Genomic DNA, 20,876 nt, shown 5'->3' on the forward strand with positions numbered 1-20,876 from the left:
CTACAGGAGAGAGTCCACCGTGAGTGCGGAAGACACCAATTTCCGGACGGTCCGGGAAGACACCCTGGAAGTATTCCGGCAGCTCGGCCTGACGACCGTTTTCAGCAATCCCAGCCACACCGAGATGAAGCTGTTCGAGACCTGGCCGGACGACTTCCGCTTCATCATGGGCCTCCAGGAGGCCACGGTGGTCGGCATGGCCGACGGCTACGCCCAGGCCACCGGTGAGCCGTCCCTGGTGGTCATCAACGGCGGTCCCGGCACCGGCAACGCGATGGGGTCCATCTACACCGCGGCCAGCGCGCACACCCCGATGGTGATCATCGGCGGCCTCCAGGCGCGCAAGCTCCAGCAGGGCGCGCCGTTCCTGAACGCGCCCAACGCCACCCAGCTGCCCCAGCCCTACATCAAGTGGGCGGCGGAGGCGGCCCGGCCGCAGGACGTGCCGGCGCTGATCGAGAAGGCGTACCACATCGCCAAGCAGGCGCCCGCCGGTCCGGTGTTCATCGGCGTGCCCGAGGACGACTGGATCCGCCCGGCGAACTCCACGCCGTACCGGGTCCGCACCGTCCAGCCCGCCGTGGTGCCCGACCCCGAGGTGCTCGGCACCGTCGCCGACGTGCTCAACTCGGCCACCAACCCGGCGGTCGTCGCGGGTCCCGGTGTGGAGATCGGCGGCGCGCGGCGCGACCTGATCAAGCTCGCCGAGCGGCTCAACGCCCGCGTCTACGGCAGCCCGGTGTGGCCGCGCGGCGCGTTCCCGGAGAACCACCCGCTGTTCGGCGGCGTCCTCCCGCCGCTGGCCGAGCTGATCAACGCCCGGCTCGCCGAGCACGACGTAGTGATCGTGCTGGGCAGCCCGACGTTCACCCTGTTCACCACGGCCGACCTGTTCTCGCAGGCGCCCGCGCAGGTGGACACCAGCGACGCGCCGAAGCTGCCCGAGGGTACGCGGTTCATCCACGTCACCGACGACCCGGAGGCCGCGTCCTGGTCGATGGCCGGCACCGCCTACGTGACGCCGCCCGCGGCGTTCGTGCGCGGCCTGGTCCCGCTGCTGCCGCAGCGCCAGCGCCTGCCGCTGCCCGCCCTCGGCGAGCCGCTGCCGACGCCCACCGCGACCACGCCGATCACCGAGCCCTACCTGTTCCACGTGCTGTCGCAGGAGCTGCCCACCGACGCGCAGGTGTTCGAGGAGCTGCCGATCGGCCGCGCCCCGTTCCACGAGCAGATCCCGCTCGGGCCGGACAACGGCTACTTCGCCACCGCGTCGGGCGCGCTGGGCTTCCCGTTCGCGGGCGCCGTCGGCTACGCCGTGGCGCGCCCGGACCAGCGGGTCGTGGTCGTGGTCGGCGAGGGCTCGGCGCAGTACACCATCCACGCGCTGTGGACGGCCGGTAAGTACAACCTGCCGGTGACGTTCGTGATCCCGAACAACTCCGGCTACCTGTCGCTCAAGTATTACCTGGACGAGACCAGCCAGAAGGCGTGGCAGGAGGGCTGGGACCTGAGCGGCGTCGACATGGCGCAGCTGGCCCGCGGGTTCGGCGTCGCGGGCGAGCGGGTGGAGACGCCCGAGCAGCTCCAGCAGGCGCTGCGCCGCGCGCTCACCGCGGACGGCCCGGTGATGCTCGACGTGGCCGTCTCCGACCCGGGCCTGTTCCGGCTCTGATCCCCTTGCCGTCGCGTGCCACCAGCGGGCGTCCCGCCGCCCTCCCCGACGGCGGGGCGCCCCGCGACCCGGCCGACACCGCCGCCGGCGCGGTCGGGCGGCTGCCCGCGGACCCGAGTCGCCGGGAGGATTCGTCCTCCCGGCTACCGGCGTGTCCGCGGGCAGCCGTTTTGCGGATATGCGGGGTAACGCGGGAAAACCGCCGACTACCGTCCCCGGCCCGGGAGCCCGCCTGGCTACACTGGCCGGCGGCGGCCGGGACACTGGGGGAGGGTCCATGAAGGCAGCTAGTCACAACAGGGGGGAACTGGGGCGCTTTCTGCGAAGTCGTCGGGAAAGGCTCAATCCGGCGGACGTCGGGTTTCCGACCGGTCCGCGCCGGCGGTCCCGCGGATTGCGCCGCGAGGAAGTCGCGGTGCTCGCCGGGCTGAGCCCGACTTGGTACACGTACCTGGAACAGGGCCGCGACATCCGACCTTCGCCGGAAGTCGTGGACTCGCTCGCGCGCGTGCTCTGCCTGACCGAGGACGAACGCCGATACGTGCACACCCTCGCCTACGGCCACGTGGCGCGGCCATTGCCGTTGGCGAGCGAAATCTCCGCGGACGAACTGCTCCACCAGGTCATCGCGTCCTACCGGGACTGCCCGCTGCCGGTGTTCGCCACCAGCCCGCCGGGCGACCTGCTGGCGTGGAACCCGGCGGCCACCGAGTGGTACGACGACTGGGGCGCGCTGCCCGCGGCCGAGCGGAACCTCGTGCGGTGGCTGCTGGTGTCGCCGACGGCACGCGGGCGCCTGGTCGACTGGGAGGTCGAGGCACGCGACGCGGTGGCCCGGCTGCGCACCGAGGCGGCCCGCTGGCCCGGCGACGAGGCTATGGCTCGGCGGGTCGCCGAGCTGGCCGAGCTGAGCCCGGAATTCGGCCCGTGGTGGGACGAGCACATCGTCCGGGAGCGCCGCTCGCGGACCCGCTGCTTCCGCCACCCCGTGCTGGGCCTGCGGGAACTCCGCCTGGTCCCGATGCAGTCACCCGAGTTCGCACCCGCGGGCGTCGTGCTGCACCTGGCGGCGTGAGACGACTTGACGAAGTACACGCGCGGGCCGCCCGCCATCGGGAATCCCTATGTCGAGGATCATCGAAGCCGGGGGAAACCGGTCGCGGTCTGGTGCCCGCGCAACCAGATCTCGATAGCGTCGGGGTGGTTCGCAGCGACCGCGCGATCGCCGCCGACGGGAGGGGCAGATGCCGACGACCACCTGCACGAGGGGTGGCTCCGCAGTCGTCGGCCGTCCGCGCCGACCGTCCTCGCGACCGGGATCACGGGTACTCCGTGCTGTTCCCGGCCCGCCGGCGGAATACATTCGACCGGCGGTCCGCGGTTGGCTGGTAAAAGGGTTCGGAACCTACTGGGGGATTGATGCGCGTTTGTGCGGTGAAGTCCGGCGGCGGTGGCCCGCCGGAGGTAACCGGTGGTGCCGAACGGGGCAATCGGGGGTAACTGCCGCCGTGGCCGGTACTGGAACTGGGGATACCACCACAAGTCAAGTCTAGACAATCGCGTCGAGTGCTTGAAAATCTGTGATCGTCCGCGGGGCGGGACTCGACCCGCGGACAGCCGGTCAGTACGGGCCGGTTGCTGGGGGAACTGGGGCGATCATGATGGGGGTCGACCGTCGGCGTGCCCGCCGCGGCCGGTGGCACTGGGGTCACCGGAGGCGCGGCGCACCCGCCCGCGAGACGGTCGACAAGTATTTGTGATGCCGTGAGCCTCCTTCGGAAAACGCTGTGCCTAGCAGAACGACGTGGACATGAGAGCCCCGCTGTGGGGCTGCCGTGCGGCTATCCGAAATGCTGGAGGGGACCAACCGTGCACAGGTACGAAGCGGTTTCGGCCGGAGCCGATCCGTCCGATTTAGTGGGGTTCGGGGACTACTGCGAGGAGCTGTTCACGACCCTGGGCAGGTCCGACCAGCGCCGCTGGGCCGAGACCTACGTCAAGGGGCTGCTGGTCGTGCCGGGTCGCAAGTCGATCCGCCGGATCTCGGAGGTGGTGGTCGGTCGGGACGCCGACCAGTCGTTGCAGCAGTTCGTGAACCAGAGCCCGTGGGCGTGGGCCCCGGTGCGGCGCAGGCTGGCCGAGCAGGTGAGCCAGGCGATGCGCCCGCGGGCGTGGGTGGTGCGGGAAGTGGTGTTCCCCAAGAACGGGGACAACTCGGTGGCCGTGGCCAGGCAGTACGCGCCGACCGCCGGCCGGATGCTGAACTGCCAGCGCGCGGTGGGGGTGTTCCTGGCCGGGGACCAGGGCGCGAGCCCCGTCGACTGGCGGCTGCTGATGCCGAAGGCGTGGGACGACGACGCGGAGCGGCGCGCGAAGACCCGCGTGCCCGCCGACGAGAAGTCCAAGCCCACCTGGCAGTACCTGCTCGACGCCTTCGACGAGATGACGGGCAGCTGGGGGTTGCCCGTCGCTCCCGTGGTGGTCGACCTCAGCGGTGACCCGGGCGTCTTCCCGCTGCTGGGCGGGCTGGAGGAGCGGGGGATGCGCTACCTCGCGCAGGTCTCCACCTCCACGCCGGTGCTGCCGGTGAACCTGGTGGGCGCGCAGAACCAGCCGCGCACCGTCGGCCAGCTGGTCGCCGCCGCGGCGCGCCGCGGTCGCACGACGCTGTCCTGGCGGGACGAGCGGACCGGTGCGGTCACCACGTCGGACTTCGTGGTGGCGACCCTGTCCGGCCACGCGGGGGACGGCAGGCCGGGCAAGCTGCCGTGGGTGCGGCACGTGCTGGCGGAGTGGCCCGCGGGCCAGGCCCGGCCGCGTGCCGTCTGGACGACCAACCTGGGCGCCGCGGGCATCCGGGAGCTGGTCGGCCTGATGCGGGCGCGCGACCAGGCCGAGGCGCAGGTGGTCCGGCTCACCGAGGAGTTCGGGCTGCGGCACTTCGAGGGCCGCTCGTTCCAGGGCTGGCACCACCACACCACGCTGGTGTCGGCGGCGCACGGGTACCGGTTGCTGCGGGCCCTGGAGCACGAGGGCTACCCGGAGGAGCGGCTGCTGCGCCCCTACGCGTGACCGTTGGGGGAGTGGACCAACGTCGTTCCGCTTCCCCGGCGCGTAATCCGAACCGACGCGGCGCACCCGGCCCCCGAACCCATCCGGTGTTAGGTTAGGGAGAGGTCCACAACCTGGCTCGGGAGGCGTGGGCCGAGCGGGTGGGAGCCCGTGGTGCGAAGGTTCGGAGGGTGAAGGAGTCGAGGAATGCCTACCGTGCGCAGGCCCGCCGCGCAGACGCGTGAGCACGTGCTCTCCGTCGCGCACGACCTCTTCTACTGGAACGGCATCCGCGCGGTCGGCGTCGACCGCATCGCGGCCGAGGCCGAGGTGGCGCCGACCACCCTGTACCGGCTGTTCGCCTCGAAGGACGACCTGGTCGCCGCCTACCTGGCACGCGCGGACACGCACTACCGCGCGTGGTTCCGGCAGGCGTCGGCCGACGACGGCCGGGACCCGCGGGACCGGATCCTGGCGGTGTTCGACGAGCTGATCCACCAGGTGCAGCCGGACCGGTCGCGCGGGTGCCCGTTCCTGATGGCCCTGGCCGAGTTCCCGAACCCGGACCTGCCCGCGCACCGCAACGCGATCACCACCAAGACGTGGGTGCACGAGCAGTTCCGGCAGCTCGCCCGGGAACTGGCGCGGACCCGCGACGTGCCGGACCCGGACGCCCTGGGCTCCGAACTCGCGCTGATCATGGAGGGTGTGTACGCCACCGTCCAGTCGATGGGCGTGGAGGGGCCCGCCCAACAGGCGCGTGAGCTGGTGGAGCTGCTGCTGCCCGCGTGACCGCCGGGGGACGCGGCGGTCAGCGGGGCAGGTCCGCATGGCGTTCCAGGAACGCCGTGACCGACGCGGCGTCCCCGATGGGGAGCGGGTACACCACCAACCGGTCGAGGCCGAGATCGGCGTACCGCCTGGCGGTGTCGTCGGTGAGCGTGGCGGCGCCCATGTGCATGAAGCTGACCTCCAGTTCGCCGAGGTGTGCCGGTCGGTCCACGTCGGCGCGCACGTCGCGCAGCGCCGCGAGGTGCCGGGCGAGGTCGTCCGGGCCGTTGCCGATGCCGTACCAGCCGTGGGCCTTGGTGAGCGCGCGGCGCAGGGCGGCCGCGCTGTGCCCGCCGACGACGAGATGGGGGCCGCCGTCGGTGAGGGGTTTGGGCAGGGCGTCGACGTCCGCGAACGACACGTGCTCGCCGTGGTACGGCTGGACTTCGTGACGCCACAGGGCACGCATGGCGTCGATGTGCTCGTCGGTGAGGCGCCCGCGCTGGGTGAACGGAACGCCGACCGCGGTCATCTCCTCGCGCTGCCAGCCCGCGCCGACGCCCAGCCGCAGCCGGCCGCCGCTGAGCACGTCGAGGCTGGCGGCCTGCTTGGCCAGCACCAGGGGGTTGCGCTGGGGCAGGATCAGCACGCCGGTGGCCAGCTCGATGCGGCTGGTCACGGCGGCGACGAAACCCAGGTGCACGAGGGGGTCGACGACCGTCTCCGCCTCGACCGAGGTGGGCAGCACCACGTGGTCGGCCGTCCACCACGAGCCGTAGCCGAGCTGCTCCGCGCGCCGGGCCAGCGCGGCGGTGTCCGCCGGGCCGATGACCGAGCGCGTGTTCAGCCCGTGCACGCCGAGTTCCATTGCACAATCTTGACCGGTCCTCACCCGCCAAGTCCAAGATCCGTGCTGATAGCCAGCGGTTATGGATCACCGGTGGTCGCGGGTGGTTTTCCCGACTCCCCGAAGTCCCGGTGGACCGAAGTCGATTCACGCAGGTTGACACGCTCGGCCGTCAGTACCGTAGGGCATGGCGTAGTAACTTCCGGCTATGGACGTGCATGTCCGGGACCTGCGCTATTTCGTGGCGGTCGCCGAGGAGCTGAGTTTCACGAGGGCTGCTCGCGACCGGCTGTTCATCTCCCAGCCCGCGCTGAGCAAGCAGATCCGCCAACTCGAATCGTCGCTGCGCGTGGTGCTGTTCGAGCGCGACCGCCGCTCCGTCGTGCTGACCACGGCGGGCAAGGAGCTGCTGCCGCGTGCGCGGCGGCTGGTGCAGGAGTGGGACGACACCCGCAACGCGGTGGCGGACGCGGCGGCGCGGCGCGCGGCCACGCTCAAGGTCGGTTTCCAGACCCGGATCGGGCGCGGCCTCATCCCGGCGGTGACGGCGCGGATGGAGGAGCGCCTGCCCGGCTGGCGGCTCCAGTTCCGGCAGGTGTCGTGGGCGGACCCGGCGGTCGGGCTGCGCAGCGGCGACGTGGACGTGGCCGTGGCGTGGCTGCCGGTGCCGAACTCGGGTGAGCTGTCGTGGCGGGTGGTGGCCAGCGAGGAGCGGTGGGTGGCGTTGCGCCGCGAGCACCCGCTGGCGCACCTGGAGCAGGTGCCGTTCGCGGCGCTGGCGGACGAGCCGTTCATCGCCCTGCCGCAGGACGCGGGCCCGCTCCGGGACTTCTGGCTGGCCATGGAGAACCGGGTGAAGCCGGCGCGGGTGGTGGGCGAGGCGTCGACGGCGGACGAGACGTTCGAGGCGGTGGCCTCGGGGCTGGGCGTGGTCCTGGTCTCGGCCGGCAACACCGAGGTGTACCAGCGGGAGGACGTGGTGTACCGACCGGTCACCGGCATCGCGCCGAGCACCCTGGCGGTGGTGTGGCGCACCGGGGACGACCGGGCGGCCGTGGAGGTGTTCGTGCAGTCCTGCGTCAGCTGCCTGTACCCGGAAGAGGTAACCCGGTAGCGGGTGAGCCGGCCCACAGAACGATACTACTTCCGATAGACGGATGTCCTAGTAATCTGGTGGTACTTACGCGCTGCCGAAGGAGCCGTCGTGTCTGTCGCCGCACCGCTGCACACCCCTCAGCACCCGGTCCGCTTCGTGACCGCGGCCAGCCTGTTCGACGGCCACGACGCGGCGATCAACATCATGCGCCGCATCCTCCAGGCGCAGGGCGCGGAGGTGATCCACCTCGGCCACAACCGGTCCGTCCGCGAGGTGGTGGACGCCGCGGTCCAGGAGGACGTGCAGGGCATCGCCATCAGCGCCTACCAGGGCGGGCACGTCGAATACTTCAGCTACCTGGTCGAACTGCTCGAGGAGCGCGGCGCGGGGCACATCAAGGTCTACGGCGGCGGTGGCGGCGTCATCGTCCCCGAGGAGATCGAGCTGCTGCACTCCCGGGGCGTGGCCCGCATCTTCTCGCCCGCGGACGGCCAGGAACTCGGCCTCGCCCGCATGATCAACTCCATGGTCGCGGCGTGCGACCACGACCTCTCGGCCGACGTGCCCGCGTCCTGGGACGGCCTGTTCGCCGGGTCGACCGACGTGCTGGCCCGCGCCATCACGCTGATCGAGGCGGGCGCGCTGCCCGCCGAGGTGCTGGAGCGGGCGCGGCGCGACGCGCGCGACGTGCCGGTCCTCGGCATCACCGGCACCGGCGGCTCCGGCAAGTCGTCGCTGACCGACGAGCTGGTCCGCCGGTTCCGGCTGGACCAGGAGGACAAGCTCCGCGTGGCCGTGCTCGCCGTCGACCCGACCCGCAGGCGGGGCGGCGGCGCGTTGCTCGGCGACCGCATCCGGATGAACTGCCTGGACGGCGACCGCGTGTTCTTCCGGTCGCTGGCCACCCGCCGCGCGGGCGCCGAGGTGCCCGACGGCCTGGGTGACGCGATCCTCGCCTGCAAGGCCGCCGGGTTCGACCTGGTCGTCGTGGAGACGCCCGGCATCGGGCAGGGCGACGCGGCCATCGTGCCGTTCGTGGACCTCTCGCTGTACGTGATGACGCCCGAGTTCGGCGCCGCGTCGCAGCTGGAGAAGATCGACATGCTGGACTTCGCGGACGCCGTGGCGATCAACAAGTTCGAGCGGCGCGGCGCGGAGGACGCCCGGCGCGACGTGGCCCGCCAGCTCGTGCGCAACCGGGAGGCGTTCGGCGTCCCGTGGGAGGACATGCCGGTCTTCGGCACCAGCGCCGCGACCTTCAACGACGACGGCGTGACGGCGCTCTACCAGCACCTGCGCGACCAGCTGGCGCAGCGCGGCCTGGGCGTGTCGGCGGGTGTGCTGCCCGCCGCGACGGGCCGGGTGTCCACAGCCGCGTCGACCGTCGTGCCCGCGTCCCGCGCCCGCTACCTGGCGGAGATCGCGGAGACCGTGCGTGGTTACCACCGGGCCACCGAGACCCACGTGGACGCGGTGCGGCGGGTCGCGCACCTGCGGGCCGCGCGTGACGAACTCGCCGCCGCCGGCCACGACACCACCGCCATCGCCGAGCTGCTGGCCGGCGCGGAGCGGCACGTGGCCGGCGTGGCCGCGGAGCTGCTGGCCGCGTGGCCCGGGGTGGTCGAGGACTACACCGGTGACGAACTCGTGGTTCGCGTGCGGGACAAGGAGATCCGCACCAAGCTGACCCGCGAGACGTTGTCCGGCAACAAGGTGCCGCGCGTCGCGCTGCCCAGGTTCGACGACGACGGCACCCTGCTGCGGTTCCTGCGCAAGGAGAACCTGCCCGGCCACTTCCCGTACACGGCGGGCGTGTTCCCGTTCAAGCGGGACGGCGAGGACCCGGCACGCATGTTCGCGGGCGAGGGCGACGCGTTCCGCACCAACCGCCGGTTCAAGTACCTGTCCCAGGGTTCGGCGGCGACCCGGCTGTCCACCGCGTTCGACTCCGTGACGCTGTACGGGCGCGACCCCGACACCCCGCCGGACGTCTACGGCAAGATCGGCACGTCCGGGGTGTCCATCGCGACCCTGGACGACATGAAGGCGCTCTACGCCGGTTTCGACCTGACCGCGCCCACCACGTCGGTCTCCATGACCATCAACGGTCCCGCGCCGACGATCCTGGCGTTCTTCCTCAACACGGTGGTCGACCAGCGCCTCGACGCGTTCCGCGCGGAGGAGGGCCGCGAGCCCACGGCCGAGGAGGCGGCGGAGCTGACGGCGTGGGCGCTGGCCAACGTGCGCGGCACCGTGCAGGCCGACATCCTCAAGGAGGACCAGGGCCAGAACACGTGCATCTTCTCCACCGAGTTCTCGCTGCGGATGATGGCCGACATCCAGGAGTGGTTCATCCGGCGGAAGGTGCGCAACTTCTACTCGGTGTCCATCTCCGGCTACCACATCGCCGAGGCCGGCGCGAACCCCATCAGCCAGCTCGCGTTCACGCTCGCCAACGGGTTCACCTACGTCGAGTCGTACCTGGCGCGCGGCATGGACGTGGACGACTTCGCGCCCAACCTGTCGTTCTTCTTCTCCAACGGCATGGACGCCGAGTACAGCGTCATCGGCCGCGTGGCGCGGCGGATCTGGGCGGTGGCGATGCGCGAGCGCTACGGCGCGAACGAGCGGTCGCAGAAGTTCAAGTACCACGTCCAGACCTCGGGTCGGTCGCTGCACGCGCAGGAGATGGACTTCAACGACATCCGCACCACGCTCCAGGCGTTGTGCGCGCTCTACGACAACTGCAACTCCCTGCACACCAACGCCTACGACGAGGCGATCACCACGCCCACCGAGTCGTCGGTGCGCCGTGCGATGGCGATCCAGCTGATCATCAACAAGGAGTGGGGCCTGTCGGCGAACGAGAACCCGTTGCAGGGTTCGTTCGTCATCGACGAGCTGACCGACCTGGTCGAAGAGGCCGTGCTGATGGAGTTCGACCGGCTGTCCGAGCGCGGTGGCGTGCTGGGGGCGATGGAGACCGGCTACCAGCGCGGCCGGATCCAGGACGAGTCCATGTTGTACGAGCAGCGCAAGCACGACGGGTCGTTGCCGTTGATCGGGGTCAACACGTTCCTGCCGGAGGACGGCGAGCGTGAGCAGGTGTCGATCGAACTGGCCCGCGCCACGGAGGACGAGAAGCGCTCGCAGGTCGAGCGGACGCGTGCCTTCGCGGCGGCCCACGCGGCGGAGGCGGAACCCGCGCTGCGCCGGTTGAAGGAGGCCGCGCAGTCGGGGGAGAACGTGTTCGAGGTCCTCATGGACGCCGCGCGGGTGTGCACGCTGGGGCAGGTCACGGAGGCGTTCTTCGAGGTGGGCGGCCAGTACCGGCGCAACGTCTGACGCACGGGGCGGGCCGCCGGTGCCCGGCACGCGGGCACCGCGGTTCGTGCTGTGGGGTTCGCGCTGCGGGGTTCGGCGTGCGGCATCGGCGGTTCGTGCCGCGGGGTGCTTGTGTGCGGGCATCGGCGGCCAGGCGGTGTTCCTTCGGCCTCCGGGCGGTTCCGGTGCCCGCCGCCGCGCCCACGGCCCCTCACCACCCACCAGCGCTCCCCACCCACGGCGAAGCCGTTGGCTACATTGGCGGTGAGGGAGGGGTCGTGGACCGTGCCGTGCCGCGTTACGCGCCCGACCCCGGACCGCGCGCGTTGGCCAGGCGGTTGGCCGCCCTCGCCGCGGCCGGTGTGCCGGTGCGGTGCCGCGTGTGGCCGGGGCTCGGCGACCCCGACGCCCACTCGTCCCGGCTCGCCGAGGTCACGCACACCATCGCCCGGCACGTCGCCGACGGCACGACCGCCGCGCTGCCCCGGTTCAACACCAACCCCTACCCGGCGACGCGCGTGCTGACGGCGGTCGGGCACGGGCGGGTCGACGCGCTGGGCCCGGACATGGCCGCGTTCCCGGCGGATCTCGCGTCACCGCTGTGGTGGCGGGTCGTGGACCGCCTCCGCGCCGACCCCGGCGACCGGGGCGTGCTGGCGGACCTGCTGCTGCGCCTGGGCTACCAGCGGCACGCGGCGGAGGTGCTGGGGATGACCCGCTTCACCGGCTTCCACCCGGACCTCGCCGTGCGGCAGCTCGCGGTGCTCCACTGGTCCCGACCGTCGTCCGCCGAGGTCGAGGACATCGCCCTGGCGGGCGCGCGCCAGGACGACCTGCCCGCGCCCGCCCGGCACGCGCTGGCCCTGTTCGTCCTGGTCCGCAACGGCCGCCGGGGCGCGGAAACCCCGGCCCTGCACGAGGCCGCCGCGATCGTCGAGCGGACCGCGCCAGACGAACCGCTGCCCCGCCAGGCGCACTACCGGGCGCTCGCGTTCGTCCCGTTCCTGCGCGGTGACGTGCCCGGCACGTGGGACCTGCTGGACCGCGCCGCGGCCTGCCAGCACGCGGCCCGCCCGGGAACACCGCTCGACCGGCTCGCGTGGGACGACTACGCCTTCCCGCTGCACGAGACCATCGCCCGCACGCACCTGCGCACCGGCCACCCGGACCGGGCCGTGGCGGCGACCGGCGAACTGGTCGCGCTGAGCCCCAACGACCACCGCACGTGGGCCATCCGCGGCGACGCGTTGCTCGCCGCCGACCGCCCGGACGAGGCGGTCGACGCGTTCACCTCGGGCGTCGCGCTGGGTGGCCTGCCCGCCGCGCGGGCGGCGTTCTACCGGGGCGTGGCCCTGGCCCGCCTGGGACGCGCCGAGGAAGCCACCGCGTCGTACCGCCTGTCGTGGCGCATCGACCCGACGGTGCCCGCCGTCGCCGCGGCACTGGGTGCCTCGCCCCGGTGACCGCGCGCCGAGTGCTAGGCGTCGGCCCGGGTCGCGTTGCGCAACGCGAGCGCGGCCCGTTCCAGGTTGCCCAGCACGCCCGGCGGCAGCTCGTGGTGGCGGCCGACGACCTCCTGGAGCATCACCTGCATCGGCGCGGACTCCTCGGCCTCCACCACCGCCAGCACCTTGAACGCCGTGCCCGGCGGGAACACCACCCGCTCCTGCACGACGCTGCCGAACGAGTCGACCACGTTCACCCGCCGCCCGGTCACCGACCAGAGCACGAACTCGGTGCGCCCGTCCACGGGCACCGTCGGCCCGGACACGGCGGCCAGCAGGCCGTGCTCCACCAGCACGTCGCCGGTCCGGAACCGGCGTGCCTCACCCCAGCACACCGCCACGCCCTGGTGCACCGGCAGCCTCCGCAGCCCGGACACCACGGCCGCCGCGTACGGCCACAGCCGCCCCAAGCGCCCGGTGCGCAACGCCTCGACCATGACCTCCTCGTCCTGGACGAGGCACGCGGACACGGCGGCGAGGTCCGTCACCACCGCCTCGAACGCCTCCGGGTCGTCGGGGCGCTCCTCGATGTGCCGGCACGCCACGGCGGCGTGCTCGCCGTACCGCTCGCCGAGCATCCGGCGCAACGCGTCCCGCTCCTGCTCGGTGCTGCGGTGCTCCGGCGGCACGACCTCGTCGCCCTGCTGCTCGCCCCACACCGGCGCGGGCGGCGGCGGCAGCGGGCCGTCCAGGCTCACCGGCACCGGCGGGGCGTCGTCCGGCGTCGCGGGCGGCGCCGGCGCTTCCGGCACGGGTGGCTGCGGCGGTGGCGTCGGGTCGCAGAACACCACCCTCAGCAGCCGCCGCACCTCCGGCTCCAGCCGTTCCACCAGCGACGCGCCCGCCACCGCGACCGCACCCGCCGTGGTCTTGCCGGGCGAGCCCACGGTCAGCCGCGCCCACTCCGGGTCCACCGGCAGCGCGCGGACCTCAGGGCCGTTGTCCTCGGCGTCACGCACCCACAGCCCCGACGGCACGACCTCCAGCACCACGCCGCCGCCCAGGTCGAACACACCCGGCGCGCGTTCCACCAGCCCCGGCACCGGCACCCGGTAGCCGGACACGGTGGGCACGCCGGCGGGCGCGTACGCCACCTCCGTCACGTACGGCCGCCACGTCTGCTGGCCACGCGGGTTCACCGCCACCACGGCCGCCCCGGTGCGCAGCGCGCCCACCGGCAGCCCCGTGTAGAGCGAGATCGGCTCGCCGAGCTGGTCGGCGACCGCCTGGCCCTGGTGCTCGCCGCCGTACCAGACCAGCCGCACCCGCGACCGCGCCGCCGCCGACAGGCCGCCCAGCAGGCGGCACACCTCGTCGGTGGGTATCGCGGGCTGGCCGGGACCGCCGACCACCACGGTCAGCACGTTGTCGCGGCAGGGCAGCGACACCACCGGCCGCGCGTCCGGCGAGGCCGGGTCGAACGGCGCGCGTTGCGCCCGCAGCCACAGCCCGGCCGGGATCGGTTCGGACACGCCCACCTCACCGGTCGGCCACGGTGAGTTCGGGTCCACCGCCTCCCACCGCGGCACCGGGAAGCGGCGGCCCAGGGGCGTCGGCGACGCACCGGGCGCGAACCGCAGCCAGCACCCGTAACCGCCGCTGCCCACCACGAACGCCGCGCCGGGCACCGTCGTCACCGCGCCGTCCGCCGCGACGACCTCCGTGCCCAACTGGTCGGCCAGCCACTGCGCGGGCGCGGTGGGCCTCATGCTGCCCGCGTGCGAGGTCATCAGGCGCACCGGCCCGCGCCCCTGCAACGCCGCCGCCACGGCGGGCCAGAACGCGCCCTCCTCGGCGGGCGGGCAGTCCACCACGACCACCGTGCGGCCCCGGTCGACGGGCAGGTTGCGGGCGAGGTTCGCCGCCGCCGCGCCGGCGCCCGAGGGCGGACCGACGACCAGCGCGGCACCTGCGAACGACGCCGAGAACTGCGCCGGGGCGGGCGCCGGCTCGCGCTCCACCACGACGGGTTCCGGAGGAGCCACCACCGGCTCCTGCGGCACGGCCGCGGCACGTCGGAAGATCAAGGCGCCCGATCACCTCCAGGCACGACTGCGCGGGAACGCCCGCACTCTACGCGGAACCGGCCCGGTCGCGGCGAAGTCGCACCAGCCGACCACGATCAACAGCCGCCCCGTGTGGCCCCCACCACGCCCTTCCCACCAATCGGTCCGCGAAGCGACTGCCCACACCGCCGGTTCGCGGAGGCCGGTCCGCGAAGCCCTTCCCCACCGCCGGTTCGCGGACGCACCCGCGACCCCGGCGCACCGCGCGCCCCGACCGCGATCCGCCCCGCCACCCACGCCTCCACCGGGCGGGCGACCAAACCCCACCACCAACCGTCGGCCCCCGGTGCCCCGCCGCGCCCCGACCGAAACCCGCCCCGTGCCTCGACCCCACCGCCCCGGAACCGGCGGCCCCGCCGTCCCGGTTCGCGCGTTCACGCGGTCGCGGCACCCGACACGCCGTCGATTCGACTGCGGGCCGCCCACCCGACCCGGTGTGGTCTTCGCCTCGTGCCGCGCACCCCGCCCCGCCCGGACCGCGTCCCGCCGAGAGCGCCCACACCGCTTGGCCCCCAACGCGGCCGGTGCCGAAGCGGTCCACAGTGGATGGTCGCACCAGAACTCAACCAGCCCGAACACCGCCACCCGGCCGGCCGCTCACCCCACCCCCGGAACGTCACCACACATGAACAGCGCGTGTACGGTCGAGGGGAGGGACCGGCCCGCGGCCGAGGTCGAACCAGCCGCACGACGTGATTCTCCGTCGTGCGGGCGCTCAACTGTCGGTCCCGGAAGTTACCCTCCACTACCGTGAACCGCTCGACGCACGCCAAGACTCGGGGGAGAACTGCCCGGTGACCGCTGAGATCCTGTACGGGGCCGACGACCTGACCCACCTGGAAGGTCTGGAAGCGGTTCGCAAGCGCCCCGGCATGTACATCGGGTCCACCGACAGCAGGGGGATCAACCACCTGTTCACCGAGGTGGTGGACAACTCCACGGACGAGGGCGTGGCCGGGCACGCCACGCGCGTCGTGGTGACGCTGCACGCCGACGGCAGCGTGCAGGTGGACGACGACGGTCGCGGCATCCCGACCGGCACGCACGCCAAGTCGGGCCTGTCCGGGGTGGAGCTGGTGCTGACCCGCCTGCACGCGGGCGGCAAGTTCGGCGGTTCCGGCTACAAGACCTCGGGCGGCCTGCACGGCGTCGGCGCGTCGGCCGTGAACGCCCTGTCCCACCGCTTCGACGTGGTCGTCATGCGCGAGGGCAAGAAGCACGAGATGTCCTTCGCGCACGGCGTGCCCGGCACGTTCGACGGCCCGGGGCCGAAGGCCGCGTTCACCCGCCAGTCGGGCCTGCGCGTGACCGGCCGCACCAAGCGCACCGGCACGTCCATCCGCTACTGGTACGACGCCCGCTACTTCGAGAACGGCGCGAAGCTCGACGTCGAGGCGGTCCGGGCGAAGCTGCGCAACACGGCGTTCCTCGTGCCCGGCGTCACCTACGTGCTGCGCGACGCGACCGACGGCGCGATCGCGGAGGAGACCTTCCACTTCCCCGGCGGCCTGGCCGACATGGTGGACTTCCTGGCACCGTCGAACGAGAAGGCCGTCACCGGCACCCTGCTGATCAAGGGCACCGGCATCTACCACGAGAACGCCGCCGACGAGAACGGCGTGATGCGGTCCAAGGTCGAGCGCCAGGCCGAGGTGGAGATCGCCCTGCGCTGGGGCACCGGGTACGAGCGCACGGTGGAGTGCTTCACCAACACGATCCGGAACATGCACGGCGGCACCCACCGGCGCGGGTTCGAGCGCGCCGCGCTGAAGGCGGTCCAGGAGGCCATCGGCCGGACCCGCGGCCTCCTCAAGCCCAAGGAGGACCCGCCCACCCTGGACGACGTCCTGGAGGGCATGACGGCCGTGGTGCACGCCCGCGTCCCCGAGCCGCAGTTCACGTCGCAGACCAAGGACGAGCTGTCCACCGCCGGCATCACCAAGGTGGTGCTCGGCATCGTGGAGAAGCACCTCAAGGCGTGGACCGAGGACCGCCGCACCAAGTCCGAGGCCAAGGTGGTGCTCCAGAAGGTGGTCGACGCGTCCCGCGTTCGGCTCACCCAGAAGCAGCAGAAGGACGCCGCCCGGCGCAAGACCGCGCTGGAGGGCGCGGCCATGCCGCCGAAGCTGGTGGACTGCCGCACCACCGGCATCGCCCGCAGCGAGCTGTTCCTGGTGGAGGGCGACAGCGCCCTCGGCTCGGCGCGCATGGCCCGCGTCTCCGAGTACCAGGCGCTGCTGCCGCTGCGCGGCAAGATCCTCAACGTGCAGAAGGCGAGCCTCGCGGACACCCTGCGCAACGTGGAGATCGCCTCCATCGTGCAGGTGCTCGGCGCGGGCACCGGCCGGACGTTCGACCTCGCGGCGATGCGTTACGGCCGCGTGATCCTGATGGCCGACGCGGACGTGGACGGCTCCCACATCCGCACCCTGCTGATCACCCTGTTCGCGAAGTACATGCGGCCGGTGATCGAGGACGGCAGGCTGTACGCCGCCATGCCGCCGCTGCACAAGGTGGTCACCAAGGGCCGCAACCCGGAAACCCACTTCACCTTCACCCAGCGGGAGATGGAGCAGCGGGTGGCCAGGCTGGAGAAGGCGGGCAAGACCGTGGTCAAGCCGGTGCCCCGGTTCAAGGGCCTCGGCGAGATGGACGCGGAGGAGCTGTGGGAGACCACGATGAACCCCGCGACCCGATCCGTCCGCCGCATCACCATGGACGACGCGGAAGCCGCGGAGGCCGCGTTGGAACTGCTGATGGGTGAGAAGGTGGAGCCGCGCCGGGCGTGGCTCGTCGAATCGGCCGCCCGGGTCGACCAGTCCGCGATCGACGTCTGACGCAGGAGAAACAGTGGCTCGCCGCAAGACCCCCACGACCAGGGTCGACCCGTCCGCCTTCGACCAGGCGGGCGCGCAGGTGTTCGACAACTCGCTGACCACCGAGATCGAGGACTCCTACCTGGAGTACGCGTACTCGGTGATCCACTCCCGCGCGCTGCCCGACGCGCGGGACGGCCTCAAGCCGGTGCACCGGCGCATCCTCTTCTCGATGAACGAGCAGGGGCACCGGCCGACCAGCCCGTACGTGAAGTCGTCGCGCGTGGTCGGCGACTGCTTCGTGCGCGGCGCCCTGGTGTCCACGCCCACCGGCCTGCGCCCGATCGAGGAGGTCGGGGTCGGCGACGAGGTGCTGGACCCGGCCGGTCGTGCCGTGCCCGTGGTCGAGGCGTACCGGAACCCGGTCTCCGAGCTGGTCCGCGTGACGTGGGCCAACGGCGACACCATGCGCGTGACGCCCGGCCAGCGCTTCCGCACCGCCGCCGACGAGTGGACCGCGGCCCGCGACCTGGCGGGCCGCCACACCCTCGGGTACGGCGCGGCCCGCCACGCCGCGCTGGTCGCCGACGGCGGGGACGTCGAGGCGTACGTGCTGGGCCTGGTCGCGGCGGCGGGCGTCGCCGAGGCGGGCCGGGTGCGCCTGGCCCTGACCGCGCCCGAACCGCTCGACGCGGCGCACGGCTGGGCGATCGCGCACGACCTCACCGCCGCCCGCGACAAGTACGAGGGCGACGACGGCGTGGACCGCCACGTGCTCACCTTCGACCCGGACGAGGCGCTGACCGAGGCCGTGGTCCGCACACCGGCCGCCGTGCTCGCCGAGCGCACCCAGTGGGCCCCGTACCTGGCGGGCCTGTTCGACGCGGCGGGCCACGTGCACGCCGAGCGGGAGATCGGCTTCGCCGAGGACGGCGACCGCGTGTACGCGATGCTCGCCGACGCGGGCGTGCCCGCCGAGCGGGCGGCGGACGGCCTGCGCGTCGCGGGCCGCGCCGCGTCCGCCCTGGCGGCGGCGCTCCTGCGGTGGACGAAGACCGGCCACGACCGGCTGGTGGCGGTGATCCGCAACGCACGCGCCACCGCGGCGGCGGAGGACGTGGCGCACGGCGAGGTCGTCTCCGTGGAGCCGGTGGAGCCGGACACCACGTACGACATCCAGGTCGGCGCGGAGGAGCACGCGTTCGTCGTGGCGGGCCGGTTCGTGCACAACTGCATGGGCAAGTACCACCCGCACGGCGACACCGCGATCTACGACGCGATGGTCCGGCTGGCGCAGGACTTCTCCCTGAACACCCCGCTGGTCGACGGGCACGGCAACTTCGGCAGCCCGGACGACGGCCCGGCGGCCAGCCGGTACACCGAGGCGCGCATGTCGCCCGCCGCGATGCTGCTGGTCGGCGAGCTGGGTGAGGAGACCGTCGACTTCCGGCCCAACTACGACGGCTCGCTCCAGGAGCCGGCCGTGCTCCCGGCCGCGTTCCCGAACCTGCTGGTCAACGGCACGTCCGGGATCGCGGTCGGCATGGCGACCAACATGATCCCGCACAACCTGGGCGAAGTCGTGGCCGCCGCCCGGTGGCTGGTGACGCACCCGGACGCGACGCTGGACCGGCTGATGGAGTTCGTGCCGGGCCCGGACCTGCCGACCGGCGGGGTGCTGCTCGGCCTGGACGAGGTGCGCAAGGCGTACGAGACGGGCCGCGGCGTGGTGCGGATGCGGGCCAAGGTGGAGACCGGCCCGCTGGAGGGCAGCCGGGGCAGGCAGGCGATCACGGTCACCGAGCTGCCGTACGGCGTCGGCCCCGAGAAGATCATCGAGAAGATCACCGACGAGGTGACGAAGTCCAAGCGGCTGTCGGGCATCGCCGACGTCAAGGACCTCACCGACCGCGAGAACGGCACGCGCGTCGTGATCGAGTGCAAGGTGGGCGTGAACCCGCAGGCGCTGCTGGCCGACCTGTACCGGTTGACGCCGATGGAGCAGTCGTTCGGCATCAACAACCTGGTGCTGGTCGACGGGCAGCCGCGGACGCTGGGGCTCAAGGCGTTGCTGGAGGTGTTCCTGGCGCACCGGTACGACGTGGTGACCCGCCGGACCCGCTACCGCCGCCGCAAGCGCGAGGACCGGCTGCACCTGGTCGAGGGCCTGCTGAAGGCGTTGCTCGACATCGACAAGGTGATCAGGCTCATCCGGGGCAGCGAGGACGCGCAGGCCGCCAAGGACGGCCTGATGAAGCGGTTCAAGCTGTCGGAGGTCCAGGCGACCTACATCCTGGACACGCCGCTGCGCCGCCTCACCCGGTTCGACTCGATCGAGCTGGAGGCGGAGCAGGAGCGGCTGCGCGGTGAGATCGCGGAGCTGTCCAAGATCCTCGACGACGAGCGCGAGCTGAAGAAGGTCGTGTCCGCCGAACTGGCGAAGGTCGCGAAGGAGCTGGGGCAGGAGCGCCGCACGGCGTTGCTGGACGGCGACCTGAAGGAGGTGCTGGCGGCGTCCAAGCCGGCCGGGCCGCTGGAGGTCGCCGACGACCCGTGCCAGGTGGTGCTGTCGGCGACGGGCCTGGTGGCGCGGACGGCGGCCGAGTCGGAGGAGGCGTCGGAGGCACGTCGCCGCAACGGTCGGGCCAAGCACGACGCGGTGGCGGCCGTGGTGCACACGACGGCGCGTGGTCAGGTGCTGCTGGTGACCAACCGGGGTCGCGCGGTGAAGACCGACGTCCTGCCGCTGCCGGTGCTGCCGGAGCAGAGCGGGACGGTGTCGTTGAGCGGCGGCATGGCCGCGAGCGAGTTGCTGGACCTCGACCGGGGCGAGCGGGTGGTGGGCATCGCGCCGCTCAACGACACGGGGTCGCCCGGGTTGGCGCTGGGCACGCGGCAGGGCGTGGTGAAGGTGTGCTCGCCGGAGTGGCCGGTGCGGTCGGACGAGTTCGAGGTGATCACCCTCAAGGAGGGTGACGAGCTGGTCGGCGCGGTGTGGTTGGGCAGTGCCGAGGAGACGTTGGTGTTCGTGTCGTCCGAGGCGTCGTTGCTGCGGTACAGCGCGTCGCTGGTGCGACCGCAGGGCCTCAAGGGCGGCGGCATGGCGGGCATCAACCTGCCGGCGGACGCGAAGGTCGTGTTCTTCGGTGCGGTGCGGACGGACGACGACGAGCACGGTGAGCCGATGGTCGTCACGTCGACCGGGCAGAGCGTGAAGGTGACGCCGTTCGCGGAGTACCCGGCGAAGGGGCGTGCGACCGGTGGCGTGCGGGCGCAGCGGTTCCTGAAGGGGGAGAACGCGTTGGTGCTCGCCTGGGTAGGCCCGCGTCCCGCGGGCGCGGCGGCCAACGGGTCGGCGGTGGAGCTGCCCGCGGTCGACCAGCGCCGCGACGGCTCCGGCCACGCCCACCCCGGGCCCGACGTGGTGGGCCACCTGGTCGAGCGGAGCTGACCGCCGTCCGGTGAAGTGATCCGCACTCCGCCCCGTCGCGTTCGCGGCGGGGCGGAGTGCTGTCCGCGGCCTGGCCACTCGCCCGGCGGAACGCCTTCCTCCGGTGCCGGGACTCGTGACAGCGCCGGCCCCGGCTCCCCATCTCGCCGCCGCGCTTCGCCCGCGCCGCTGTGCGCCTCCGCGCTGTGCTTCGCCGCGCCCTGACCGCGCCGCGCCCCGCCGCCTCCCCACCTCACCCACGCCGCCGTGGCCCGCCGCGCCGCCGCGTCCCCAGCCT

At 72.8% G+C, this 20,876-nt stretch carries 11 protein-coding genes; 9 read left to right on the plus strand and 2 right to left on the minus strand.

Features of this window, described 5'->3' with window-relative positions; all coding sequences use genetic code 11:
* Positions 1-19 precede the first annotated feature (19 nt).
* The 4 genes from mdlC (at position 20) to KZQ38_RS11325 (ending at position 5,515) form a co-directional block, all read left to right on the plus strand.
* Positions 20-1,672: a benzoylformate decarboxylase gene (gene mdlC / locus KZQ38_RS11310; protein WP_219440952.1), complete on the plus strand. Its 1,653-nt coding sequence runs from the start codon at positions 20-22 to the stop codon at positions 1,670-1,672.
* A gap of 277 nt (positions 1,673-1,949) precedes the next feature.
* Positions 1,950-2,747, plus strand: coding sequence for a helix-turn-helix transcriptional regulator (locus KZQ38_RS11315; protein WP_219440954.1), 798 nt, complete (start codon positions 1,950-1,952; stop codon positions 2,745-2,747).
* A 794-nt stretch (positions 2,748-3,541) separates the two neighbouring features.
* Entirely contained in the window at positions 3,542-4,744 is a 1,203-nt protein-coding gene (locus tag KZQ38_RS11320) for an IS701 family transposase (protein WP_443706236.1), read from the plus strand.
* 186 nt (positions 4,745-4,930) lie between these two features.
* Complete coding sequence (locus KZQ38_RS11325; RefSeq protein ID WP_219440958.1) at positions 4,931-5,515, plus strand: TetR/AcrR family transcriptional regulator; 585 nt, start codon at positions 4,931-4,933, stop codon at positions 5,513-5,515.
* Positions 5,516-5,534: 19 nt separating this feature from the next.
* On the opposite strand, the gene KZQ38_RS11330 is transcribed toward KZQ38_RS11325, so the two are convergent.
* Entirely contained in the window at positions 5,535-6,362 is an 828-nt protein-coding gene (locus KZQ38_RS11330) for an LLM class F420-dependent oxidoreductase (RefSeq protein ID WP_219440960.1), read from the minus strand.
* 187 nt (positions 6,363-6,549) lie between these two features.
* Here KZQ38_RS11330 and KZQ38_RS11335 point away from each other — a divergent pair, with 187 nt between their 5' ends.
* The 3 genes from KZQ38_RS11335 to KZQ38_RS11345 all read left to right on the plus strand — a co-directional run bounded on the left by KZQ38_RS11335 (position 6,550) and on the right by KZQ38_RS11345 (position 12,224).
* Positions 6,550-7,455 carry a LysR family transcriptional regulator gene (locus KZQ38_RS11335; protein ID WP_219440962.1) on the plus strand — a complete coding sequence of 302 codons (906 nt, stop codon included), beginning with the start codon at positions 6,550-6,552 and terminating at the stop codon, positions 7,453-7,455.
* Positions 7,456-7,545: 90 nt separating this feature from the next.
* On the plus strand, positions 7,546-10,782 hold the full coding sequence (icmF, locus tag KZQ38_RS11340; RefSeq protein WP_219440964.1) for a fused isobutyryl-CoA mutase/GTPase IcmF: 3,237 nt from the start codon (positions 7,546-7,548) through the stop codon (positions 10,780-10,782).
* Between the two features lie 257 nt (positions 10,783-11,039).
* Positions 11,040-12,224 (plus strand): tetratricopeptide repeat protein, encoded by a 1,185-nt coding sequence (locus KZQ38_RS11345; RefSeq protein ID WP_219440966.1) that lies wholly within the window; start codon positions 11,040-11,042, stop codon positions 12,222-12,224.
* A gap of 14 nt (positions 12,225-12,238) precedes the next feature.
* Here KZQ38_RS11345 and KZQ38_RS11350 read toward each other — a convergent pair whose 3' ends face one another.
* Entirely contained in the window at positions 12,239-14,293 is a 2,055-nt protein-coding gene (locus KZQ38_RS11350) for a hypothetical protein (protein ID WP_257901188.1), read from the minus strand.
* Between the two features lie 833 nt (positions 14,294-15,126).
* Between KZQ38_RS11350 and KZQ38_RS11355 the strand changes: the two genes are divergently transcribed.
* On the plus strand, positions 15,127-17,169 hold the full coding sequence (locus KZQ38_RS11355; RefSeq protein ID WP_219440968.1) for a DNA gyrase/topoisomerase IV subunit B: 2,043 nt from the start codon (positions 15,127-15,129) through the stop codon (positions 17,167-17,169).
* Between the two features lie 13 nt (positions 17,170-17,182).
* Positions 17,183-20,599: a DNA topoisomerase (ATP-hydrolyzing) gene (locus KZQ38_RS11360; RefSeq protein WP_219440970.1), complete on the plus strand. Its 3,417-nt coding sequence runs from the start codon at positions 17,183-17,185 to the stop codon at positions 20,597-20,599.
* The last annotated feature ends 277 nt before the right edge of the window (positions 20,600-20,876 follow it).

This window comes from Saccharothrix obliqua (genome assembly GCF_019375475.1).
Taxonomy (GTDB): Bacteria; Actinomycetota; Actinomycetes; order Mycobacteriales; family Pseudonocardiaceae; genus Actinosynnema; species Actinosynnema obliqua.